Annotated in this window: 25 protein-coding genes and 1 riboswitch; of the genes, 6 read left to right on the forward strand and 19 right to left on the reverse strand. The window is 47.4% G+C overall.

All coding sequences use genetic code 11. The features are described from left to right. Window positions 1-2: 2 nt before the first annotated feature. On the reverse strand, window positions 3-893 hold the full coding sequence (locus G459_RS0107635; RefSeq protein ID WP_026967117.1) for a cell division protein FtsX: 891 nt from the start codon (window positions 891-893) through the stop codon (window positions 3-5). A 41-nt stretch (window positions 894-934) separates the two neighbouring features. Then, window positions 935-1,633 carry a ligase-associated DNA damage response endonuclease PdeM gene (gene pdeM / locus G459_RS0107640; RefSeq protein WP_084454418.1) on the reverse strand — a complete coding sequence of 233 codons (699 nt, stop codon included), beginning with the start codon at window positions 1,631-1,633 and terminating at the stop codon, window positions 935-937. A 48-nt stretch (window positions 1,634-1,681) separates the two neighbouring features. Here pdeM and G459_RS0107645 point away from each other — a divergent pair, with 48 nt between their 5' ends. After that, the gene (locus tag G459_RS0107645) at window positions 1,682-2,122 is read left to right on the forward strand and encodes a DUF2147 domain-containing protein (RefSeq protein WP_026967119.1); all 441 of its coding nucleotides are present in this window, start codon (window positions 1,682-1,684) and stop codon (window positions 2,120-2,122) included. A 209-nt stretch (window positions 2,123-2,331) separates the two neighbouring features. Here the strand turns inward: G459_RS0107645 and G459_RS0107650 are convergent, their stop codons facing one another. The 14 genes from G459_RS0107650 to G459_RS29800 form a co-directional block, all read right to left on the reverse strand. Beyond that, complete coding sequence (locus G459_RS0107650; RefSeq protein ID WP_026967120.1) at window positions 2,332-3,384, reverse strand: homoserine O-acetyltransferase family protein; 1,053 nt, start codon at window positions 3,382-3,384, stop codon at window positions 2,332-2,334. Window positions 3,385-3,392: 8 nt separating this feature from the next. Next, window positions 3,393-4,697 carry an O-acetylhomoserine aminocarboxypropyltransferase/cysteine synthase family protein gene (locus G459_RS0107655; protein WP_026967121.1) on the reverse strand — a complete coding sequence of 435 codons (1,305 nt, stop codon included), beginning with the start codon at window positions 4,695-4,697 and terminating at the stop codon, window positions 3,393-3,395. A 178-nt stretch (window positions 4,698-4,875) separates the two neighbouring features. Beyond that, window positions 4,876-4,986: riboswitch (SAM riboswitch) on the reverse strand. An 87-nt stretch (window positions 4,987-5,073) separates the two neighbouring features. Then, window positions 5,074-5,715, reverse strand: a complete 642-nt coding sequence (gene can, locus G459_RS0107660; RefSeq protein WP_026967122.1) for a carbonate dehydratase — start codon at window positions 5,713-5,715, stop codon at window positions 5,074-5,076. Further along, window positions 5,712-7,253, reverse strand: coding sequence for a SulP family inorganic anion transporter (locus G459_RS0107665; protein ID WP_026967123.1), 1,542 nt, complete (start codon window positions 7,251-7,253; stop codon window positions 5,712-5,714). Before G459_RS0107665 ends, can begins: the two co-directional genes overlap by 4 nt. A 107-nt stretch (window positions 7,254-7,360) precedes the next feature. Beyond that, a complete protein-coding gene (gene argH, locus G459_RS0107670; RefSeq protein WP_026967124.1) occupies window positions 7,361-8,695 on the reverse strand; it encodes an argininosuccinate lyase in 1,335 nt (444 codons plus the stop codon). Window positions 8,696-8,706: 11 nt separating this feature from the next. Continuing rightward, the gene (locus G459_RS0107675) at window positions 8,707-9,777 is read right to left on the reverse strand and encodes a M20 family metallo-hydrolase (protein ID WP_026967125.1); all 1,071 of its coding nucleotides are present in this window, start codon (window positions 9,775-9,777) and stop codon (window positions 8,707-8,709) included. Continuing rightward, entirely contained in the window at window positions 9,777-10,577 is an 801-nt protein-coding gene (gene argB, locus G459_RS0107680) for an acetylglutamate kinase (protein ID WP_026967126.1), read from the reverse strand. Before argB ends, G459_RS0107675 begins: the two co-directional genes overlap by 1 nt. Before the next feature lie 23 nt (window positions 10,578-10,600). Beyond that, a complete protein-coding gene (locus G459_RS0107685) occupies window positions 10,601-11,545 on the reverse strand; it encodes a Rossmann-fold NAD(P)-binding domain-containing protein (RefSeq protein WP_026967127.1) in 945 nt (314 codons plus the stop codon). A 25-nt stretch (window positions 11,546-11,570) separates the two neighbouring features. Beyond that, the gene (locus G459_RS0107690) at window positions 11,571-12,704 is read right to left on the reverse strand and encodes an aspartate aminotransferase family protein (RefSeq protein ID WP_026967128.1); all 1,134 of its coding nucleotides are present in this window, start codon (window positions 12,702-12,704) and stop codon (window positions 11,571-11,573) included. A 107-nt stretch (window positions 12,705-12,811) separates the two neighbouring features. Beyond that, window positions 12,812-13,780, reverse strand: a complete 969-nt coding sequence (gene argC / locus G459_RS0107695; RefSeq protein ID WP_026967129.1) for an N-acetyl-gamma-glutamyl-phosphate reductase — start codon at window positions 13,778-13,780, stop codon at window positions 12,812-12,814. Then, on the reverse strand, window positions 13,773-14,963 hold the full coding sequence (locus G459_RS0107700; RefSeq protein WP_026967130.1) for an argininosuccinate synthase: 1,191 nt from the start codon (window positions 14,961-14,963) through the stop codon (window positions 13,773-13,775). Before G459_RS0107700 ends, argC begins: the two co-directional genes overlap by 8 nt. A 34-nt stretch (window positions 14,964-14,997) precedes the next feature. Further along, complete coding sequence (locus tag G459_RS0107705) at window positions 14,998-15,681, reverse strand: GNAT family N-acetyltransferase (RefSeq protein ID WP_026967131.1); 684 nt, start codon at window positions 15,679-15,681, stop codon at window positions 14,998-15,000. Between the two features lie 385 nt (window positions 15,682-16,066). Next, a complete protein-coding gene (locus G459_RS0107710; protein ID WP_026967132.1) occupies window positions 16,067-17,311 on the reverse strand; it encodes an aminotransferase class V-fold PLP-dependent enzyme in 1,245 nt (414 codons plus the stop codon). 12 nt (window positions 17,312-17,323) lie between these two features. Beyond that, window positions 17,324-17,479, reverse strand: coding sequence for a hypothetical protein (locus tag G459_RS29800; protein ID WP_157373292.1), 156 nt, complete (start codon window positions 17,477-17,479; stop codon window positions 17,324-17,326). Between the two features lie 175 nt (window positions 17,480-17,654). On the opposite strand from G459_RS29800, the gene G459_RS0107725 reads away from it, so the two are divergent. Beyond that, window positions 17,655-18,362 carry a DsbA family oxidoreductase gene (locus G459_RS0107725; RefSeq protein ID WP_026967133.1) on the forward strand — a complete coding sequence of 236 codons (708 nt, stop codon included), beginning with the start codon at window positions 17,655-17,657 and terminating at the stop codon, window positions 18,360-18,362. Window positions 18,363-18,590: 228 nt separating this feature from the next. Here G459_RS0107725 and G459_RS0107730 read toward each other — a convergent pair whose 3' ends face one another. Beyond that, complete coding sequence (locus tag G459_RS0107730; RefSeq protein ID WP_026967134.1) at window positions 18,591-19,514, reverse strand: SMP-30/gluconolactonase/LRE family protein; 924 nt, start codon at window positions 19,512-19,514, stop codon at window positions 18,591-18,593. A gap of 11 nt (window positions 19,515-19,525) precedes the next feature. Then, window positions 19,526-20,419 (reverse strand): restriction endonuclease subunit S domain-containing protein, encoded by an 894-nt coding sequence (locus G459_RS0107735; protein ID WP_026967135.1) that lies wholly within the window; start codon window positions 20,417-20,419, stop codon window positions 19,526-19,528. A gap of 295 nt (window positions 20,420-20,714) precedes the next feature. Here G459_RS0107735 and G459_RS0107740 point away from each other — a divergent pair, with 295 nt between their 5' ends. Beyond that, on the forward strand, window positions 20,715-21,020 hold the full coding sequence (locus tag G459_RS0107740) for a DUF2752 domain-containing protein (protein WP_026967136.1): 306 nt from the start codon (window positions 20,715-20,717) through the stop codon (window positions 21,018-21,020). Further along, window positions 21,013-21,390, forward strand: a complete 378-nt coding sequence (locus G459_RS0107745; RefSeq protein WP_026967137.1) for a TM2 domain-containing protein — start codon at window positions 21,013-21,015, stop codon at window positions 21,388-21,390. The genes G459_RS0107740 and G459_RS0107745 overlap by 8 nt, the downstream gene beginning before the upstream one ends. 127 nt (window positions 21,391-21,517) lie before the next feature. Here G459_RS0107745 and G459_RS27050 read toward each other — a convergent pair whose 3' ends face one another. Continuing rightward, window positions 21,518-22,225, reverse strand: coding sequence for a hypothetical protein (locus G459_RS27050; RefSeq protein WP_051315124.1), 708 nt, complete (start codon window positions 22,223-22,225; stop codon window positions 21,518-21,520). 135 nt (window positions 22,226-22,360) lie between these two features. Between G459_RS27050 and G459_RS0107755 the strand changes: the two genes are divergently transcribed. After that, entirely contained in the window at window positions 22,361-22,888 is a 528-nt protein-coding gene (locus tag G459_RS0107755) for a HEAT repeat domain-containing protein (protein ID WP_026967138.1), read from the forward strand. A gap of 207 nt (window positions 22,889-23,095) precedes the next feature. Then, window positions 23,096-23,719 carry a hypothetical protein gene (locus G459_RS0107760; protein ID WP_026967139.1) on the forward strand — a complete coding sequence of 208 codons (624 nt, stop codon included), beginning with the start codon at window positions 23,096-23,098 and terminating at the stop codon, window positions 23,717-23,719. Window positions 23,720-23,765: the final 46 nt, after the last annotated feature.

The raw sequence follows: 23,765 nt of genomic DNA on the forward strand, positions 1-23,765 counted from the left end.
GATTAATAAAGTTCGTCCAGAGACATGTTCAAGTATTTATTGACTGCACGCAGCGTGCTGAAGACAGAGAGGATACCTCCAATCACGATCAGCGTTAAGAAAAGCAGAATCAGCATTTCCTGGTTTTGCAACATGACAAACCCTTCAATATTCGCCTTGGTGTACTCGACCAACGCAAACAGGATCGCCGAGGCGACCGCACCCGCGATCATGCCAAACAGAAGCGCACGCTGTAAGAATGGCTTTCTAATAAAACCTCTCGTGGCTCCGACCAATTGCATCGAGCGGATCAGGAATCGCTGGGAAAAGAGCGCCAAGCGAATCGTATTATTGATCAACATGACCACCGTGATAATCAGGATCGAAATGAAACCGCCCAAGACTAAGCTCACTTTCAATAGGTTTTTGTTGATGGAGTCCACCAAATCCGTCATGTAGGAGACTTCAAAGACACCGGGGATTCCTTCGAGGTCTTTGGCGATGGTCTCCAACTGCTCGGAGGTCTGAAACTCCTCCGCCACGACGATTACAAAGCTGTCCCGCAAGGGGTTTTCCTCCAGAAATTCGGTGAAGTCTTCGCCTGTGTTTTCGATGAAGGTAGCGGCAGCTTCCTCGTCGGAGATAAACCGGAGTCCTACCGTATCCGCTTTGGTCAGGATAAAAGGCCGACCGGAAATGTTTTTGTCTATTTCAGCGAGTTGCTCTTCAGAAAGGCCTTTGTCGAGGAAGATCTGCACCTCAATATTTTCCCGGATCATCTTGGTCAGCGATCTTGCTTGGATCAAAATCACCCCAAAAAGGCCAACGATGAAAAGCGATAGGGTAGTGCTGAACAGCACACTGCCAAACTTGAAATGACCGAGTGTTTTTTTCTTGCGGGATGGGTTAGCCATAGTTGGTTAATTCGGTTCAAAAATAGGAAAGCCAAGCGGATTTAACCAATCGATGTGCCAGAAAGGACAGCGATGATTTTTTCGTTTGTAATTGCCCAGACCTTATCCTGCTTTTCGGGTCTCACTGGTGCCAAGCCGGTAAAATTTCCAAAGGCGGGAAGTAAAAGCTGGTTTTTGCTTTGGAAAAAGCAGGGAAGCAAAACCGATTGTCTCGCCTTACCGACCAGTCTCACGCCAGGATGAATATGCCCGAAGACATTCAATTGGCCTTCTTTTACGGTTTTCAGTGGTTCGTGGGACATGACTAACGGACCAACTTCAAATGGTTCTTTATGAATCCTCAAGACGGATTGTTGGTAGGCTTCGGCAGAAAGTACATCGTGATTACCCAAGACTAAGTGAAAATGCGTGTCTCCAAGCCCAGCCAAAAACTGGTTCAGATACGTCCACTGCTCGTTCCAGTCGGAATGAAAAAGATCGCCCAGAAAATAAGTATGCGCCGGGCGGAATTCTTCGTGGAGCTTTTGCAAGCGGATCAGGTCAAAGTCGTGGACAGGTTCCGGAATCGGGATGCCGGACTTCCGAAAATGCGCTGCTTTTCCAAAGTGCAGATCAGCGATCAAAAGTGAATTTAGAGACTCAATCCAAAGGGCTCTCTCAGGCAGCAAACCCAGAGAAATGCCCTCAAACTCTGAAATGAAAATACTGCGCTTTTGTGTTAAATTTTCTACCTCACTCATATCAGATTCAAATCTATCCGTATTTGGGGATAACAAAACTTAATTTTTATGAAAAACCGACAGTTTACTTCATTCCTTGTCTTCCTCTTTTTTGGGGCGGCCCTCAGTGCCCAAGCACAGTCAGAAGGCTCCATTTTGGGTAAATGGTACAACACTGAAAAAACAGCGCAAATTGAGATCAAGAAAATCGGTTCAGAATTTTTCGGAAGTATTGTCTGGTTAAAAGCCCCGACTTTGGACGGAAAGCCTATTACTGATCAGAAAAATTCGGATCCAAAATTGAGAAGTAGGCAGTTGGTGGGAATGGCACTTGTAGAAAGCTTGAAATTTGAAAATGGAATGTGGAAAGACGGAGAAATCTATGATCCATTCTCCGGGAAAACCTATTCCTGCGAAGCTAAACTCCAAACCATGGATGTCCTAGAAGTCAAAGGGTATATTGGGTTTTCCTTTGTGGGTAGAACGGTGGTATGGACGCGAGTTAAGTGAGATAGGTTATTCTGTAAATGCGTTGCAGACCGGGTAACAAAAAAAAATAATCGCGAAGTGACGCACAGTTATTTCACTGCAAAGGAAAAAGAAATCAGGATATGTTTATCTCCTTTTCCTCTTTGGTAAAAATGGTTATGGCAAAAGTCAACAACTATTTGTGATACACTGCATTTAAAAAAGAAATGGCGGGTCTAGCCCGCCATCTTTTACTGTTGCTCCAAGTAGTAAGATCTGAGAAAGTAAGCCAATTGCTCAAACTCGATCAAAAACGCATCGTGCCCGGCAGTAGAGTTGATCTCCTTGTATGTTCCCCGTTTGGACTTTTGACTGATGTATTGCGCCTCGTGTGGCAAAAACAACAGATCAGAATTGACACCAATAGTTAAGACTCGCGCTTCGATAGATCCTATTGCCGCGTCTATTCCCCCTCTATTTCTACCCAAATCATGGCTGTCCATGGCTTTGGAAAGCGTCCAATAGGAAAGGGCATTGAATCGCTTGACAAGTTTTTGACCCTGATATCGCAAATAGGAAGCAGCTCGGAATCCGTCCAATTTTTCTTCCTTATCGCTTTGCTTGATCAAGAGATCATCTGGATGCCGGTAGCTCAGCATGGCGATCGCGCGGGCAGTCTCGAGGCCTTTGGCTCCAGCGAGTTCGTGGCATTCGCCCCAGCTGCAGTCTGATTCGATTGCCATTCGCTGTGTTTCGTTAAAGCCAATTACCCATGGGGAGGTTTTGGAGGTTGAGGCTAAAATCACCGCATTTTTCAACTTTTGACCCAAAGTCACTGCCCACTCCAGGCCAACCTGCCCGCCCAAAGATCCGCCAATCAATGTATGAATATGATCGATCCCCAGTCCGACCCGAAGCCTCTCCAGACTTGCGGCGAGATCACGTGTCGTGACTTGGGGGAAATCATAGAAATACGGTTCGCCGGTCTCTGGATTTTCGCTGAACGGATTGGTAGACCCATAGCAGCTGCCAAGCAGATTGGCACAGATGATAAAGTGGTTGGCAGGGTCAAAGAACTTATCTTCTCCGATCAGGCCGTTCCACCATTCAGCTGCTTTGGAATCTCCGGTCAGGGCATGAATCACCCAGATTACGTTGTTTTTCTCAGGATTCAACTTTCCATAAGTGGTGTAGGCGAGGTCAAAATCTCTCAGGACTTCGCCGGATTCCAAGTGCAAAGGGTCAGTCGAGTGGAAAACTTCCTGAGTCATAGTCGGTTCAGCGTATTGGCTTGTCAAATTCATTGGGGTAATTAGATTTTTTCGAATGCTTGCTGCAAATCAGCTTTGATATCGTCGATGTGTTCGATGCCGAGAGAGATTCGGAGCATGGTTGGGGTGACTCCTGCCGCAAGTTGCTCGGCATCGGAAAGCTGCTGATGCGTCGTGGCAGAAGGTTGGATAATCAGTGTTTTGGCGTCGCCGACATTGGCGAGGTGTGAGATGAGTTGCAGATTGTTGATGAAAGCGGAAGTCTGTTCCTTGCTTCCCTTGATCTCAAAACTCAGCACACCGCCGAAGCCATTTTTGAGATATTTCTTACCCAACGCATGGTAAGGAGAGGAGGCAAGTCCAGGATAATTCACCTTGGAAACCTGCGGATGAGCTTCCAGCCATTTGGCAATTTCCAGCGCATTGTCTACGGTTCTTTGCACACGAAGCGAAAGCGTTTCGATCCCTTGGAGCAGCAGGAAGGAATTGAAAGGGCTGATTGCCGGGCCGAAGTCTCTTAGACCTTCAACTCTGGCACGGATGGCGAAAGCGATGTTTGGAAGTCCCAAAGGATTATTTTCACCGAAGACCTGCCAGAAATTCAAGCCGTGATATCCTTCGGAAGGCTCAGAGAATTGGGGGAATTTTCCATTTCCCCAATTGAAATTGCCTGCATCCACGATCACTCCACCGATAGAAGTACCGTGACCGCCAATCCATTTGGTAGCTGATGAAACGACGATATTTGCTCCGTGTGCGATAGGCTGGAAGAGGTACCCGCCAGCGCCGAAGGTGTTGTCCACGACCAAAGGGATGTCATGTATTTTGGCTAGGGCCGCGATGGCGTCGAAGTCAGGAATATTGAATTCCGGATTGCCGATCGTCTCTAGGTAGATCGCTTTTGTCTTGGAGTCGATGAGTTTTTCAAATGCTTCCGGAGAATTTCCTTTTGCGAAGCGGGCATCTATCCCCAGCCTCTTAAAAGCGACTTTGAACTGGTTGTAAGTGCCTCCATATAGGAACGTGGTGGAAACGAAATTGTCACCAGCTTCCATAATGTTGTTCAAAGCCAGAAACTGCGCTGCCTGACCTGAGCTGGTAGCGACGGCGGCAACTCCGCCTTCAAGCGCAGCAATTCTATTTTCAAAAACATCTGTCGTAGGATTCATGATCCTGGTGTAGATGTTTCCAAATTCTTTCAAGCCAAAAAGATTGGCTCCATGCTCCGCGCTGTTGAAGACGTAGGAGGTAGTTTGGTAGATGGGGACCGCTCTGGCATTGGTAGCGGAGTCTGGAGCTTGTCCGGCGTGAAGCTGGAGCGTTTCGAAGCGATAATTGGCAGACATAAAATTGAGGTTAGAGGGTTAGGAAAAAACTGAAAAGATCCCGAAAAACGAGGTCGGTATGTCTTGAATCAGACGCGAAGGCGCTAGATCCGAATAGAATGAATCCGAAATTGGATAGGAATTTTGGCCTGCGGCCGAAAGAAAAACAGAGAATAAATAGCTTGTGCATTTTGCAAAGAATTTATAGTTCCGAAAGAGAATAGCTCAGTCGGCAGGAATTGGCACCTTTCCGCTTCGGAAGGTTGCCAGAGGGTCGTAGAGCCTGTCTCTCGCCTCTTCTGTATAAATCCCAGCACTAAAAGTGAAAGGATGTGCAAAGAAAAACCCGGAAACTGACAAATCAAAATGCTTCTTCAGCTTCCGGGAAAAATTTCCATTATAATTCCTCCGAATTATATCGGAAGATAGGGTTGATCGCATCAAAGTCCGGCTTGATGTTCGTGAGCTCTTTCACCAATCCGTCCTTCAGTCCATAGGCCCAGCCGTGAATTTCTGGGGCTTGTCTGTATTTCCATGCTTTTTGGACGATTGAAGTCTTGATCAGATCCTGGCATTGCTCCATCACATTCAGTTCCACGAGTCTGTCGACCTTGCCGGTGTGCGTGTCGATCGCGTCTAGTTCGTCTTGATACATCTTGTAGACCTCCTTGATGTTTCGCAGCCATTTGTTGATCAATCCATAGCTTTTGTTAGTCAGTGCGGCCTCGACGCCACCGCAGCCATAGTGCCCGCATACGATGATGTGCTCAACCTCCAGCACCTGTACTGCATATTGCAGCACGGACAGTAGATTAAGATCCGTATGCACGACCATATTGGCGATGTTTCGGTGGACGAAGATTTCCCCGGGGTCCGTACCTGTCACTTCATTGGCGGGCACTCGGCTATCAGAGCATCCGATCCAGAGGAATTTCGGTTTTTGCTGTCCGGCTAAGCGGCTGAAGAAGTCCTTGTCCAGCTGGATCTTCTCTTCAGACCAGGCTTTATTTTGTAGCAATAGCTTTTCGTAGGGGTTCATGTAGGTTGTCGTACCGAGTTAGAAAATCCTTCAATTGTGATTTCGATGTTTTTGGATGGGGCGGTTGAGATGAAGTCGTTCAACACATCCTGGATGTCATGATCAATGAACCTGGCTTTCGCAGCGTTGAAAATGACATTACTTCCCGACGGAATAGCCGAAAGCTCTTTCATCAGCGGGGCTTTGTTGAGAAAGGAGACATCCTTTTGAAGTTTCACCAAGTAGTTACCGTTCAGTTGAGTTACCACAAGCGCACGCTGGTAGTTGGTCTTGATCACAAAGAATATCCCCACGACCATTCCGATCCCGATTCCCACCAGTAGATCAGTGAATAGGATCGCTATGACCGTCAGGAAAAACGGCAGAAACTGATCCAGGCCTTTCTGATATTCTTTGACAAAAATGGCCGGTTTTGCCAGCTTATATCCAACCTGAAACAACACCGCGGCAAGACAACTCAGTGGGATCTTGTTTAGTATTCCAGGAATTGTCAAGACCAAGATCAACAGTAAGAAACCGTGGAAAATCGCAGACATCTTGGTCCGCGCTCCTGACGTCACGTTGGCTGTGGTCCGCACAATCACCACCGTGACAGGCAGTCCGCCGATCAGTCCTGAGACAAGGTTACCCGTGCCCTGTGCTACCAGTTCCCGGCTTCCAGGGGAGATTCGCTTGTAAGGATCCAGTTTGTCACCAGCTTCCACACTGAGAAGCGATTCGATACTGGCGATGATGGCAATCGTCACAGCAATCAACCAAAAATCACCGTTCATAATCAACCCAAAATCGGGAAACGTCAAGAGGGAGGGGAGTTCGGAAATGCTGGCCAGCGTTGGGATACTTACCAGATGCTCGTCTACCAATTGCCACTCGGGTAGCCAAAATCCATAACCCACATTAATGAGAATACCCGATACAACCGCCCAAAGTGCGCCGGGTACTATACCGAGAATTTTATGTCTCTTGATCTTTGGACGCTCAAAAAAAATCAAAATACCCAGTGCAATCAGCACAATTGGGATCGCTCCGGGACTGTTGTAAACGAAAGCGTAGTAGATCTCTGTGAACGTATTGTGGTCATCCATCTGCAGGAAGGCCATGTCGCCGATGTGGTCTTTGTCATAGCCCAAGGCATGGGGGATTTGCTTGAGGATCAGGATTAGGCCGATCGCCGTCAGCATTCCTTTGATGACCGAGTGCGGAAAGTAGTAGCCCAAAACGCCAGCTTTCGCCAAACCCAGCAGGAGCTGGATCACTCCGGCGGCAACCAGTGCTCCAAGAAAAAGCGGGAAAGTTCCCAGACTCGCAATGGAATCCAACACAATCACCGTCAGTCCGGCAGCCGGCCCACTGACTCCAACGTGTGACCCCGAGATCGAGCCGACCACGATTCCTCCGACGATCCCCGCGATCAATCCGGCCATCGGAGGTGCTCCACTGGCAATCGCTATTCCCAAACAAAGTGGAAGCGCCACTAGAAATACCACCAAACTAGCTTTGAGGTCGTACTTTAAGTTTACTCCAAAAGGGACATTCATAAGCCTACTCTTAAGGTGAGTACTGTTGAATCTCAAACAATCTCCTTAAAAATAGATTTTTGCGTGGAATGTTTTTATTTTTTTGGACAGACGGATTGAAAAAAAATTTATCCGATCAACTTTTTATATGCAGCATCAATTTTCTGAAAATCAAACGCTTGGGTTGCTTGGTGCATCTTAGTTTGAATTTCGGTCAAAGACAAATTCCCGATGCTTCCTTCGTGGGTATGGTTGAGCTGATTTTGGTCTGGCGCAAACTGATCTGCTTCGATTTCATAACCCACTTCCTTGTATGCGTCACGAAAAGGGACTCCTTTCAAAACCAACTCATTGACCACTTCCACCGAGAAGACATGCTTGTAAAACGAGTCCTGAAGGATGTTCTGACGTATTTTGACGGACTTGAGCATAAAGGTGCTCATAGCTATGCAAGACTTCAGCTTGTCAAAAGCAGGAAAAATCTCCTCTTTCAGAAGCTGCATATCCCGGTGATAGCCAGTGCTCATATTTGTCAACAAGAAACTCACTGTAGTCGGCACGCCCTGAATCTGATTGGTTTTGGCACGGATCAGCTCAAAAACATCCGGGTTTTTCTTGTGAGGCATGATGCTGCTTCCGGTAGTCAAATCATCTGGAAAGGAAATAAAAGCGAAATGCTGATTCATGAACAGACAGACGTCCGTAGCAAGTTTATTAAGGGTTCCGGCGATTCCGGCCATTGCAAACGCCAGTGTCCGTTCAGTCTTGCCACGGCTGTTTTGCGCATTGATCACGTTGTGATGCATGTCTGCAAAACCCAAAAGTTCGGTCGTCAAGGTTCGGTTGAGTGGAAAACTTGATCCATATCCTGCAGCAGAGCCCAGTGGATTCTTATTGCTAAGGTCAAAAGCCGCCTTTAGCAAACCCAAATCTTCTGTCAAGCCTTCGGCAAATGATCCGAACCAAAGCCCAAAAGAAGATGGCATCGCCAGTTGGGTATGGGTATATCCGGGCATCAAGTCGCCTTTATGTTTTTCAGAAAGCTCGATCAACAAGTCAAACAATTCCTGACTTTCCTCCACCAACTCCCGAATAGCTGATCTGTAGAAAAGCTTCAGATCGACCAGAACTTGATCGTTTCGGCTGCGGCCGCTGTGAAGTTTTTTCCCAACCTCACCAAAACGCTCCGTGAGCAAAAACTCCACTTGCGAATGCACGTCCTCCACACCGGGAGCGATGCTGAACTTGCCTTCGCTGATCTCCGCATAGATTTCCTTCAAGCCTTTTTGTAGAGTCTGATTTTCGGCTGTGGTCAAAAGGCCGATTGTCTCCAGCATTGCCGCGTGAGCCATCGATCCGAGTACATCGAATGGAGCGAGAACGATATCGAATTCGGGATCTCTACCGATTGTGAAATGTTCGACTTCCTTTTTGCTGCCGATGTCTTTTTGCCAGAGTTTCATGATCGATTTCTTTAGCTGAGTTCCGCGTACTTGTTGATAATTGAGATGTAGCCCTGTATTCCACTTTTGATTTCCTGCAGGAAGATGAATTCGTCGGGGGTATGTGACCGGGCCGAGTCGCCCGGGCCAATCTTGACGGAAGGCCAAGGTATCAAAGCCTGGTCGGAGAGGGTAGGGCTTCCGAACTTTTCGAGTCCCAGCAGTGCCGCAACGCGATACATCATGTGGCTATCGGGGAGGTGTGAGGACTGCAACCGCATCGATCGCGGCGTGAGGTCTGCCTTCAGTTTGGATTCTAATTCCTGAAAAGCTTCCTCCAGGGTGTATGCATCGGTCACCCGTACGTCCAGGGTATATTCGCAGAGATCCGGAACTACATTGTGTTGGTGACCTGCCTTGATCACCGTCGCAGTTACCTTGGTTCTGCCCAAAAAAGGTGAGGATTTGAAAAACACAAAGTTGCGGATTTCATCCAAATCCTCCAGAGCTTGGTAAATGGCATTGACGCCCTCTTCTCTGGCGGCATGCCCAGCCTTCCCGTGAACCTTGGCATCGATGACCAGGAGGCCCTTTTCCGCAACAGCCAGACGCATCAGAGTCGGTTCACCTACGATGGCGATTTCCGCTTCAGGAAGTGTAGAGATTATAGAAGAAATCCCATTTATCCCGGAGATTTCTTCCTCGGCTGAGGCGATCATCAGCAGATTGAAAGGGAGTAGCTTGCCGATGAAGTGACAAAATGTAGCAATCAAACTAACCAACGGGCCTCCTGCGTCGTTGCTTCCCAAGCCGTAAAGTTTCCCGTCTTCCACGGTCGGAGTAAAAGGATCTTTTGTGTAGCCGTTATTAGGCTTCACTGTGTCATGGTGCGAGTTGAGCCAGACTGTAGGCAAAATCGGATTGTATTCGCTGGCAAAAGCCCAAACGTTGTTTCCTGATCGAGTGACCGCGACACCCTTGTCAACCAGATAGGCTTCAATCAAATCCGCGGTTTTGTTCTCTTCTTTGGAAAAGGAAGGGACCGCTATCAACTCTTTCAGCAGCTCGACCGCTTCGGTAAAAAGTAAATCGGGCTTTTCCATCAATAGAGATCGTATCGGTTTCGCTCGATGATTGTCCCAGAGAGTTTTCCTTTTGCTGCCAAAAGGAGGTTTTCGGCTTTCCCGATCCAGACGTTGTTTACGCCCTTTTCCAAGGCAGCAAAAGCATTGTCCAGCTTGGGAATCATGCCGGAGTGGATCACATTTTCTTTGCGGAGCTCAGAGTAGATGTCCTCGTTGATCAGAGGAATGATCGAGCTGTCGTTCTTCTCGTCTACCAAGACTCCGGCCTTGTTGAAGCAAAAATACAGGTTGACCTGATGCTCAGCTGCGAGACTAGTCGCTAAAGCAGAAGCGATAGAGTCGGCATTGGTGTTGAGTAGCTGTCCTTTTTTGTCGTGAGTAATCGCGTTGACTACCGGCTGCAAACCTGCTGTGAGCAAGGCGTCGATCAGCGACGTGTTGACCGCCTGAATATCCCCGACAAACCCATAGTCGATTCCTTTGACTGGGCGTTTGACGGATCGGATCAGATTACCGTCAGCGCCGGTCATGCCGATGGCATTGACCTTGAGCGCCTGGAGCTTAGCGACCAAGTTTTTATTGATCAATCCGGCATAGACCATGGTGACGATATCGAGTGTATCCTTGTCGGTAATCCGGCGTCCATCGACCATCTCCGGCATCACGCCCATCGATTCTCCAAATCGGGAAGCCATCACGCCACCACCGTGAACGAGGATTTTGTTGCCGGGGAATTTTGAAAAAAGCGTCAGAAACTCATCCAACTTCTCGGGGAAGTCAATGACGTTTCCGCCGATCTTAATTATTGAAATCTTCATAGGTTTGGTGGCTTAAAAAGGTACTAGCCCAAGATCGTACTGATCACAGCTTGGGCGGCATATATTCTATTTTCTGCCTGCTTTTGTACTAAAGAACGTGCCCCGTCCAGGATTTCGTCTGACAGTTCAAGATTCCTCCGTACAGGAAGGCAATGCATTACTTTGGCATCCTGGGCATGTTTGAGGTGTTTTTCGGTCAGCATCCAGGCAGGGTCGGTGCTGATGATTTTCCCATAGTCGTTGAATCCAGACCAGTTCTTAACATACACAAAATCAGCATCTTTCAGCGCTTCACTTTGATTGTATTCTATCGTCGCGCCTTTGGTAAATTTCTCGTCCAGTTCGTATCCGGCAGGATGCGTGATCGTCAGGTCATGGCCCATTCCGAGTGTCCATTCAGCAAAACTGTTGGCAACGGCATGAGGAATCGCCTTGATATGTGGACCCCAGGTGAGGACTACTTTTGGCTTTCTTTTTTCCATGGAAAACTCACTGATCGTGATCTGATCAGCCAAACTCTGGAGCGGATGGCGGATTGCAGACTCGAGGCTGATTACCGGCACGCCACAGTATTTCACAAATTGGCCAAATACAAAGTCATTGATATCTTCCTCCCGATTGGTGAGGGAAGGGAAGGCCCGAATGGCTAAAATATCGAAATAGGATCCCAAAACTCCAGCCGCATCCTTGATGTGCTCGACGGTTCCTTTGTTCATTACAGCGCCCTCTTTCATTTCCAGTGCCCAGCCTTCCTTGTCCATATTGAGGACGATTGCCTCCATCCCGAGATTTTGCGCCGCAATCTGCGTGCTGACGCGAGTCCTCAGAGACGGATTCAGAAAGATGCAGCCAACCCTTTTGCCCTGACCTTTTGCAAGGTCAAGGCGGGGATTGGCTTTATAGGCAAGTGCAAGGTCAATCAGTTCTTGACCAAGTTCTTTGGATTCAAATTGGGTGAAATGCTTCATTTCAAGTAATTGGGGAGAAAAAGCCTTAGCTACCGAGAATTTCTTTTAGGGCGATCAAGAACGAATTTAGCTGATTCCACTCGACCGACAAAGGTGGAAGGAGTCGGATCGTTTCCTTTTTACCAGCGGAGCCGCAAAACATCTGATACTTTTTCACCAGTTCAGAGCGTACCGGAGCAGCATCCCGATCCAGGTCAAACCCGATCATCAGGCCCTTTCCGCGAACGTCAATGACCCCTGGGATTAGCTTGAGTTCTGCGATCAGTTTCTCGCCGAGTTCGAGGGCTTTGGCTTGAAGCTTTTCACTTTCCAAAACTTCCAAAACCGCCAATCCCGCTGCGCAAGCGAGGTGATTGCCTCCGAAAGTAGTTCCGAGCAAACCGTGACTGGCTTTGAATTCCGGTGAAATCAACAGTCCGCCTACCGGGAAGCCGTTCCCCATTCCTTTGGCCATCGTGATCAAATCGGGTGAAACTCCCTTCGCCCATTGAAACGCGAAGAATTTTCCGGTTCGACCGTAGCCGGACTGGACCTCGTCGAGGATCAGTTTGGCTTCATATTTTTTGCAAAGGGAAGAAAGCTCCTGTAGAAAAGCGGCGGAAGGAACCTTGATTCCGCCCACGCCTTGGATGCCCTCAATGATAATTCCAGCAATAGTATTCGACTTCAGCACTTCTTCTACAGCATCGAGATCGCCCCAAGGAAGAATATGGAAATCCTCACGTGCGTTGCATGGAGCTATAATCTTTGGATTGTCGGTCAATGCTACCGCGCCGGAAGTTCTGCCATGAAAGGCTCCTGAGAAAGCGATGAATCCCGGTTTGCCAGTGGCAAAGGATGCCACTTTGATCGCGTTTTCATTCGCCTCAGCTCCTGAATTAACCAGAAAAAGACTGTAGTCCGGCAAGCCGGAAAGCTCCCCAAGCTTGGCCGCAAATTCCTGTTGAATCGGAATCCGGACGGAATTGGAATAGAATCCAATCAGGTCAAGCTGATCTTTCAGACGCTTGACGTAGTGAGGATGGGTATGACCAATAGAGATCACGGCATGGCCTCCATAGAGATCCAGGTATTCGGTCCCGTTTTCGTCCCAAAGTTTACAGCCTTGGGCTTTGGTCAAAGTGACAGGAATCAGGGGATATACGTCGAATAAATTCATGTTGAAGTACGATTTACGAAAGAGGAGATAGGATCGGTCGGATCTATCATCGTCTTTTTTAGTGAAAATGGATTGAAAAAAGCGGAATCAATTGGCTGAATCTAAGATCAAAAAGCGATGCTTTTGAGATTCAGCCCGGTCCTCTCTGCCAAACCAAATGCTAGGTTGTAATTCTGTACGGCTTGCCCCGAAGCGCCCTTTAGCAGGTTGTCAATGGCCGAATAGATCACCAATTGCCCAGCTTCTTTTTGGACGTGAATGATGCATTTGTTGGTATTCACAGCCTGCTTCATGTCGATATCCTGAACGGAAACATGGGTAAATGCCGCATCCTTGTAGAACTCCTGATAGGCTTCCGAAGCTTCGGTTTCAGTTCCTTCGAAAGGAAAATAAGCGGTCACCCAGATGCCTCGGGGAAAATTGCCGCGGTAAGGCACAAAAAGCAATTCTGAATCAAAGTCAGCATTCAATTGCTTGAAGGTCTGTTTGATCTCGTTGAGATGTTGGTGAGTGAAAAGCTTGTAAACAGACATGTTGCTGCTTCGGTAGCTGAAGTGGGACGTCTCACCGAGTTTTTTCCCGGCGCCGGTAGAGCCGGTGATTCCCGAAATATGTACCGAGCCTTTGGCCCAGCCTTTGGCAATTGCCGGAGCCAATGCCAATTGGATTCCCGTCGCAAAGCAACCGGGATTTGCGATCTTCTTCGCAGTCTTGATCTTCTCTTTGTTTACTTCCGGAAGTCCGTAAACAAAGCCGTTTGATTCGTTTCTGAAGTCCGTAGAGAGGTCAATAATGACCGTATCGGGAGAGAAAGGATGTGCCTCCAAAAATCCCTTGGTTTCGCCGTGAGGCAAGCCCAAGAAAACTGCATCCACACCATCTGTTGGCACTTCGTCGGTAAAAATCAAATCGCAATCACCGATCAGATCCGGATGAACTTGATCGACCCGTTTGCCTTTTTGACTGTTGGAATGCACGCAGACCAGCTCGCAATCAGGATGGTGAACCAAGAGGCGAAGTAACTCGCCTCCGGTATATCCTGCTGCGCCGATGATGGCGGTTTTGATCTTAGTCATGGCTGTTTACTTTGTGGAAGATGGCGGTTTGATTTCCCAGAATTCGGGTAAAACCTTTCACATCTTCGCCGGTGTAGCCCTTGTTCATCTCACCGTAGCTTCCAAACTTGGAAGACATCAGGTCATGGTCAGAGATAATTCCCAACAAGGTGAATCGATATGGCTGAAGTAAGACACGAACGTCGCCGCTCACAAACTCCTGTGTGCTGGCTAGAAAAGCTTCCATATTGCGCATCACCGGATCGAGGTAGTGACCTTCGTGCAGGTGATTTCCGTAGAATTCGGCTTGCTGATTTTTCCAGAACATCTGCCACTTGGTCAGCGTGTGCTTCTCCAGTAATTGGTGGGCTTTGATGATCACGATTGGTGCTGCAGCTTCGAAGCCAACACGGCCTTTGATCCCGATGATGGTATCTCCGACGTGGATGTCACGGCCGATGCCGTATGGCGCAGCCAAAGCCTGAACGGCTTGAATCGCATTGACAGGATTTTCAAAAGTCTCGCCGTTTACACCTTTCAGCTCGCCCTGAACAAAGGTCAATTTAATTTCCTTCGCCTCGGTCTCAGTCACTTGAGTTGGCCAGGCTGATTCCGGCAAAAAGTCAGAAGAAGTCAACGTCTCTTTTCCTCCCACGGAAGTGCCCCAGATTCCTTTGTTGATGGAGTAGGCAGCTTTCTCGAAGTTCATCTCGACACCGTGCTTTTTCAGGTAGTCGATTTCCTCCTGACGGGAAAGCTTCAGGTCACGGATAGGAGTGATGATCTCGATATCCGGCACGATGGTCTGGAAGATCATGTCAAACCGAACCTGGTCGTTTCCAGCTCCGGTCGAGCCGTGGGCGACCGCTTTCGCACCGATAGATTTGGCATATTCTGCCAAAGACTTGGCTTGAAGGATTCTTTCTGCAGAGACAGAAAGGGGATAGGTGGCGTTTTTCAGCACATTGCCAAAAACAAGGTACTTGATCACCTCTTGATAGTACGTGTCCAAAACCTCCAGAATATGGAAAGAAGCAACACCAAGTGTCTTGGCGCGAGCCTCTATAGTCGCTAATTCGTCCTTCGAAAATCCGCCGGTGTTCACAATTACCGCATGGACTTCATAGCCCAGATCTTTGGTCAGGTGAAGTGCGCAAAAGGTGGTATCCAAGCCCCCACTGTAGGCTAAAACAACTTTTTTCATAGCGTTGATTAGGTTTATTTCCTGCGGAAATAGATTAGAGGAAAATGCTCTTGACCGAATCCTTGGATTTGGTAAGCTTGAGCATGACATATTTTTTAAGACTGACCCATCGGTCAAAGAGTTTCAGATCTTTTTTGAAATCATCTCTCAAAGCTAAGTCTTCTGTGTGGTTCTTTTTAGCCTGCGGGTCATAAAGCATGGCTGTGCAGATGCAGTTCTGACGGTTTTTGGACATCAGAATCTCATAATTCACACAGCTTTGGCAGCCTTTCCAGAACTCCTGATCATCGGTCAAGTCGGAATAGGAGACGGGGATGTAGCCGAGTTCCGAGTTGATCTTCATCACTGCGGCACCGGTCGTCAAGCCGAAAATCTTGGAATCAGGGTATTTCTTTCTGCTGAGTTTAAAGATTTCCTGTTTGATTTTACGTGCCAAGCCGTACTTTCTGAATTCCGGAGAAACGATCAAACCTGAGTTGGCGACATATTTTCCATGCCCCCAAGCCTCGATGTAGCAGAATCCTGCCCATCTGCCATCGGTCGTCAATGCGATCACGGCCTTTCCTTCCTCCATCTTGGTTTCGATGTAAGCGGGACTTCGTTTCGCAATGCCGGTGCCTCGGGCTTTGGCGGAACTTTCCATCTCTTCGGTGATCTGAGAGGAGTAAGCCTTGTGAGAGGAGTCGGCTACAATGATTTTGAAAGAGATTTCTTCCATGAAAATTGCATGAGGTTACTTCAGTTTGTCTGAAGAGGTGGATAAGAAATATTGAATTGAGCGATTAGGCGAGATGAGTCCGCCAGGAGGCGGACAGAAAATAACATAGGGTCAAACCCTATAGGTAAACCTATCTCTCCTCAAGGGAGTAAAAAATGGCATAGCAACACTCACAAGTGTCACTTGGGTGACAGCTGGGAATTTTTGCGCTATGGAGATATTCTTTGTCATGCGAATCAGGTCGCAAATGTCATACCTGAGTAAATGAATTGCAAGAAAATTGTGTAAAAATTTACTGACCTCAACTGTTCCTCCTGCGGCCAAAGTTTAAACTTCCTTTAATTCCAGCGAAAGACTATTCACCAAATTTAATTTGGTAGCAAAATCATACCGCCATCTCCTTCAGGGCTTTTACGAGTTGGTCCAATTCCGAGGTAGAAGTAAAGACGTTGGGACAGACGCGGACACCTTTGACTCCAGCCCCGTCGATGGGTGCCGTATAGATCTTGTATTTTTCAAAAAGTACCTTTCCCATGTCCGCAGGGACCATTTTTTCGACCCAAACATTGCCGATTCCGCAGCAGCGTTCGGTTTCTTTTGGTGTGTTTACAGCAATTCCCGGGAACTCCCGGACTTGATCTGACCAATATTTTTGCAAAAATCTAAGCCGTTCTTCCTTCTTCTTTCCACCAATTCTGTTGTGAAAGTCAATGGCGTCTAAGACTGTCAGGTCAGTCGCCACAGGATGGGTTCCGATCTGATTGAGATACAGGATTGTCTTCAACTCCAAGTTGCCGGGAGCCAGGAGGGGTTGAATTTTGCTGATTTTGTCCTTTTTCACATACAGCATTCCACAGCCCAGGGGGACGCTCAGCCATTTGTGCAGGCTGCTGCCATAGTAATCGCAATCGAGGTCATGCAGGTCAAAGGTAAACTGACCCACAGCATGGGCTCCGTCGAGCATCACTTCGACGCCTTGGGCATGAGCCATGTCCGCGATCTTTCGGACGGGAAGGATGTGTCCGGTGATGTTTACGATGTGAGGGACCATGATCAGTTTGGTCTTTGTTGTGATTGCTTTGCGATACACGTCGACTACTTCCTCGTCGCTTTTCGGATGCATGGGAATGTCGATCTTGACGGTCTTTACACCCCATCTTTTTCCAGCCAATTCAAACATGGTCTGCATCGTTCCATAATCTTGATTGGCGTAGATCGCTTCGTCTCCGACGGTCCAAGGATAGCCCGAAATGATCAAATCGAGCGATTCGGTCGTGTTTCGCGTCAAGATCACCTCCTCAGGTGAGGCTCCCAAAAGCTCTGCTACGGCAGCGGCTGACTTGGCTTTGTTGTCAAACTGAACCGTCCGCATGTAGTAGGCAGCCTGGTAGTTGATGTCCCGGATGTGGGCCATGTACTTTTCGAGCGTCTCCTCCGGCAAGAAGCAATAGTTGCCGTTTTCAAGATTGATATAGTCCGGGTTTAGCCGATATCCCTTGCGGAGCTGATCCCAGATATCTTCTGCCGAAAAATCGAGAGAATCGAGTGAAAATGCTTTTGCTTCTTGGGGAACGAGGGAGGCTCCAAGGCCTGCGACTGCCAGAGATTTAAGAAATGATCGTTTGTTCATGTAAGGTCGTGGTTAAAGCAGGTAGGAAAGTAGCCAGACGATGACCAAAAAGATAGCCACCCATGTAATCCAGGGCGAGCGCTTTGGAAACTCAAATTTGCAGATGGGACAGACGGCCGCTTGGGCATCGATCTCCATTGCGCAGGAGGGGCATTCCTTCTTTTTCACTGGTTAGGCTTGAACTCTTTAGGGTAAAATCTGATTTGTCTTTTAAGTAAATTAAAAAAACCATGAAATCGAGCATAAATAATATCTCACAGAGGGATTATTATCAAAAATGCGAGATTCTCCCGAAGAAAAATGGGACAGGATATATGGCCGTTAAAAAACCAGTTATAATCATATGAAAATCGAAATTTGGTCAGACGTTGTATGTCCTTTTTGCTACATAGGAAAAAGGAAGATCGAAAAAGCACTGGATAAGTTTCCGTATAAGGACAAGGTGGAGATCGAATGGAAAAGCTTCCAACTCAATCCGGATCAAGAAACCAATCCCAACATCAGTACTTTAGAACATTTGGCTCAATCCAAAGGGTGGTCGATGGATCAAACCCGCGAGATAACCTCAAACGTGGTGAATATGGCTGCCGCACAAGGTCTGGAGTTTGACTTTGAAAAAGCGGTCGTGGCCAATACCAAAAATGCGCATCGTCTGATTCATTTGGCAAAAGAATCCGGAAAGGGTGGCGAGATGAAGGAGCGATTGCTCAGCGCGTACTTTTCGGAAGGGAAGAATGTCGACGACGCGGCAACCATAATTTCCCTTGGAAAAGAAGTCGGGTTGGCTGAGGAAGAAATCAAAGCGATGCTTGAATCAGATCTATTCGAACAAGCTGTGGATCAGGATATTTATGAGTCTATACAGATCGGAGTAAAAGGAGTTCCTTTCTTCGTGTTGGATCGAAAGTTTGGAATCTCGGGAGCTCAGGCCGATGCCGTCTTTGATCAGACCTTGGAAAAGGCTTGGGCAGAATATGCGAAGGAAAACCCTGTGCTAAAGATGGCTGGAGCTGCCGATGGCGAAAGCTGCGAGATCGACGGAAATTGCTAGAATTCTAAGACGATAGACGCTGGATACAAGACGCGAGAAGATAGAGCTAAGACGCTTAATCGCCCTTTATAAACTTTAAGTGGTGAAAGGTAAGTGCGGATGTTACCGCTCACTTATCTCTCACCACTTACTACTTTTTCCCAAATCCGACTCTAGAAATCGGAAATCATCGAGCATCCAATACCAAGCAAGTCTAATATCTTGTGTCTGGCGTCTAAAGTCTTACTTTTACCAAACTCCTCTATTCTTCATCTTCAGTGTATAGACTGAGCCCGAAGCGGTGATAAATAGGGTTTTCCTGTCTAAGGCACCGAAAACCACATTTGCGGTCCAGTTTTCCGGAACAGGTATATGCGCTATTTGCTCGCCGTTTTTATCAAAGACTGTGACGCCTTTTCCGGTCAAGTACACATTTCCACGCTCGTCAATGGTCATACCGTCAGAGCCCATTTCGCAGAAAAGCGTCTTGTTGGTCAGATATCCATCTTCCTGTACGTCGTATTTCCAGGTCTTTTTTGCTCCGATATCCGCCACATACAGCGTCTTTCCGTCGGGAGTTCCGACAATTCCATTGGGCTGGGTGAGATCTTCTGTCACCCGAAACAACTCGGTACGGTCTGCTGACAGGAAGTAGACATGTTGCCCGTCCTGTTGCATCTCCTTGTCGCGAATTCCTTCCCAATATGGACGAGGATATAACGGATCTGTAAAGTAAAGGCCTCCCTTTGGCCTTACCCAGACGTCATTGGGACCATTTAATTTCTTGCCTTTAAAGGACGTGACAAGAACTTTTTCCTCCCCAGTCTCCTGATCTATCTCCCAGAGTTCATTGTTAAGATCGGCAGCGGCGATCAGTTTCCCATCCAGTTGAAAATACAAGCCGTTGGATCGGCCAGCTCCTTCCCGAAACAGCGTGATCTGGCTGCTGTTGGAATTCCATCGGTAGATCTTGTCGTTGGGTTGATCGGTGAAAAAGACATCTCCCAAGCGGTTGATGGCGGGACCTTCGGTAAAGCTGAATCCGTCCTGGACCTTCGTCAATTCGGCACCTTTTGCAACGATCCCCTTTTTGTCCTCGATTTGCGCCATGACGGCCGAGGAGGCTAGGAGCAGGGCAGAAAAAGCCAGAGCATTCTTGAAATTCTTGTTCATTGGTAGTTAGGTTATTTGCGTTGCATGGTGACCACAAGCTTGTTCAGCTCAGGGCTGTAGGCCATGCGGGTGATGTTTTGGTGGGTGGAAGATTGAATTTTTCCGAGAAATTCCCATTCGGGGTCGGTTGTTTTTTTGCGATAGATGCCATTTCCCTGGGCCATCAGCAGGTAGTCCTGATCCAGCCAGATGAAGTCCAGTGAACCTGCCAATCCAAATCCCATTACCTCGGATTTTCCGCTTTCGATATCAAACGATCGAATCACCAACTCCAAACCGGCCAAGGTTTCCCTGGGAGATTTCATGGACAGATAGCCGATTTGGGATGTTTTGGGTCTTCGCTTGACCGATCTTCCGATCTGATCGTCGATCTCCAGAATATCCCCTTTTCCTCTGGCATAGATCAGTTTGTTAGGCTGTCCAAGCACAAACATCGCGGCTTTGTTGTCATACCAGTCGTAGTACCCCACCGGCGCAATGTCGTCGTAGAGCACTTCGGGCTCGCCCATGTTGGTTGGGTAAAGCCAGACCCGCTGCGTACTGTCCGGCTCCATGACTACTGCTGAGATGTATTGTTTGCAGTCAGTCAGCGTGGGAGAAAACTCGCTTCGGTCGGAGGTCTTCGATAGATTTGAAAAATTTCCTGTGCGAAAGCTGTACAGGATGATGTCGTGGTTTCCCTTTTCGTCCGCTGCGGAGAAAACCAATTCCGAGTCGTTGATAAAATTGGGCTGATTGTCGTATTCAGGTCGGTTGGTCAGCGGCTTTGCCGTCTCAGGCAGGATTTTAAGTTTTTTGCCCTTTCCCTCGGTATCCAAAACCCAGAGATCAAAACCTCCCTGAGCGACAGTTATTTGGCTTTGGAAGAAGAGAAAAAGAACAAGTGCGGAAAGGAGTCGGTACATGGAATCGGGTTCTAAGTCGTCCAAAATACAAAATGAAGGCAAGAATGGAGTGGGGAAACTTGATTTTCTGATTGTCGGTAGCCTATTGAGTGGGGGACGGGAGACCAGATGCTGAGGTCGCGTTAGGCTGTAAAAGTCAGTTGGCGGATAGGTTTTCTAAAATAGGCGGGGGAAGGCCTGTCCACTTGTGGACACTTTTTTGTTCGGTATTCAGGCAGACTTTTGACACATATGCCCAATGCAGCCAATTTACAGCACATTTTGCAGCTGGCACCTTTTTCGTACTTTGGGAGTCATGAAGCAATTCACCTCACTGCTTAATCGATTGCCACTGGAATTGGTCTTTTGGATCGGGAGCATAGTCGCTATCCTGATGCTGGAGCCCCAATTGGGAAGTCACCTGAGCCTTTGTCCGCTCGACCAGCTGGGTTTCGATTGGTGTCCGGGTTGCGGATTGGGAAGGTCGATGAATCTCCTGGCACGTGGGGAATTCAAGGCTTCCTGGTCCATGCATCCGCTCGCTATTCTGGCTTTTGGAGTGATCTTCCACAGGATTTGGAACCTTATTAGAAACTTAAAAACAACACACAATTATGGCTAATGTATTGAGACACCTTCCTGAACTGGAAGGCATGGAACTGGGCTACATCCAGGGATTGATGAAAAGCATGGATGAAGACCAAGCGTCGCTTTTTGCTCAGGTGTATCGGGCTAGAAGAAAAGACGCGCAGATGATATTGATTTTGACCTTGATCGGGTTCTTTGGATTTGCGGGCTTGCATCGCTTCATCCTCGGACAGATCGGCCTGGGTATCCTGTATATTCTGACCGTCGGATTGTGCTTCATCGGTACGATAGTCGATCTGGTCAATTACAAAAGCTTGGCTTACGAATACAACGTCAAGATGGCTCACGAAACTTTGGCTATGATCTCCAATCATTTTCCAAATATGGGCAACACAACCACTTAATTACTAACCACTTATAACAACCAAAAGCCTCGAGAAATCGGGGCTTTTTTCGTTTCACGCTTTAGCCAAAAACAAAGAGTTTACTGTGATGGAAATTTTTGGCGATTGTCTGGTTGAGGCTTGATTGCTACCAATTATCCTCCTCAGTTCTTCCAGATTCTCCAGAGTTCAATTCCCCCAGCGCATCTTTGCCCCGATCCGAAAGGATCAGATGAAACCGCTGAACCAGCGCTCCCGCAGCAATCAATTCCTCCAGCGATGCCTGTGCGATGTGAACAGGAAGCTCGATCAGGTCTTCATCCTTTTGGGAAAAGGGAGGGGAAACTTCTGAAGAAAAGTAAAAAGGCCACATCGTCTTTGCGCAGCTGATCCCCCAAATATCCATGGGAAATCTCTCCGAATAGGAGTTGAGTCGCTCGTTGATTTCTTCAAAAAACCGCTCCGTTTCAGCTAATCTGATACGGGAACCGGATCTGGATTTTCCTTTGGTTTTCAGGTATTTAATCTGCGAAACGCCCTGCTTTTGTCGGATCATATAAGCCCGAAATACCTTGTGATCGATCAGTTCGCCGAGATGAAAATATCCTGTGGCTGCCTGACCTGCACGAATCAACACCAGGGAGAAATGTGAATCGACTTTTGCCTTAAATCCTCCGGCTGCCGTCCAATCCGTGGTCCAGGGTAGATAGATCTTTGCCAGCCAGCCGAGTTCATCTTCGATCAGGAGCTGATGTTTCTTAGCTTGATAGATGACTTCAAGTTTTTGAGCTGCCGCCTCAGCGACCAGTTTCTCGGCCAGAGTCTGAGGGATGATTTGGGCCTGTGGAATATTCATTTGATGTGATGGTAGTCTGTCTCTAATTGGCCATCCTGATAGCTCCGGAGGAATCTCGTATGATTGAAGTTCTTGTTATTCGGGATTTCAGCGGGAAAACATTTCTATATCTTTGTGCAAAGAAATAAAAAAATCATGCAGGAAGATATTCAGAAGCTTTTTGACAGAATGTGCGATCCCAAAGAATCCGAAGCCTATCACTTTGCCGATAAGCTCGGCGGTGTAGCAGACGAAGAGGCAAAGAACAAACTGATCGAGCTCGTCAAAGGAGATGCATGGGAGGTCGCTTACCTGGCATGCAGAGCCCTGTCAAAGACAAAATATCAGGAAGAAGCCCTTGATGTGATTTTCGAGACGATTTTTGACAAAAAAAACAAATCCGTGCAAGGCGCGTTCGTGCAGATCTTGGAAGAATATAACCTCAGCGACCGGTTTGTGGATATCTTCAAAGTGTACCTTTTTGGAAATTTCAAAGCATCCACTCTGGCAAAAGACTATCTGGACAGCGTGGAATTTGACATCACACCCCGTACCCTTCGCAAGGCAGAAAAGCACTGGAATCACTACCTGCACAATCCTGAAGATGAGGGAAGTGTAGATCTGAAAAAGTCTGAAGTCGAGCCAATGTTTAAGGAAATGAAAGAGCTTTTTGACCAAGAGTAGTCGATAAACAAGGAACAGAAAAAGGGACTGGATTGATTTCCAGTCCCCTTTTTTTATTCTACTGATGCAATCTTAGATGTGCTCCTCATAGACTTATCTCGATTTGTCTGGTGAAAAAGCCGGGAATTGAAGTTCTATCTCAGAAAGGGATGTAATTATTCTTATTTGATAATACAACATTTTCAATTTTTTCGAGTTTTTAAAGTCATGAAGAGTCTGGAAGTTATTGAGTTGCATCATAAATTTTTTGAAGATTTTGAGTTTGAATTTCACTCAACCCAGTTGCTATATCATAAAAACTTTGCTCACGGACAGCAAGTTATCTTTGTCCACTATACCGAAAATCCCGACTGTTCTTATCTCGAGTATAGTTTTGGAATCCGAATTGACGCAGTAGAGCAGATCATTCACAAGTTTCTTCCCACGTTGAGCGATTATTCTGAGCGCTCCATTACGCTGATGGAGACGCCTGACAAGATTGATGCTCGGATGCCAAAGCGTTTTATTATCCATAACAACAGACAGCTGTCCGAATCGATAGGAGCTGCCGAAGAGTTTTTTGCCACTGCTGGATTCGCGTGGTTGGATGAGATGATCTTGCCTGAAAATATCGAGCTGACATTTGCCTCACACGCAGATTTGGGTTTTAAAACCCACAACTTCGTCTACAACTCATTTCGCGGCGTGACCCTCGCCAAATTGTACAACGAAGAAGATTATCCAATCCTCAGGAATGGCTACCTGGAACAGATCAAGCAACGGGAGATGACGCCCTTTACGATCGCTTCATTTCTTCAACTTTTGAATTACCTGGACCATTTGCAAGTTTGATGAGCAGCGACTTCCCCTAAAACAAAAACACCCGCCGATTGCTCAG

The organism is Algoriphagus terrigena DSM 22685, assembly GCF_000429445.1.
Taxonomy (GTDB): Bacteria; Bacteroidota; Bacteroidia; order Cytophagales; family Cyclobacteriaceae; genus Algoriphagus; species Algoriphagus terrigena.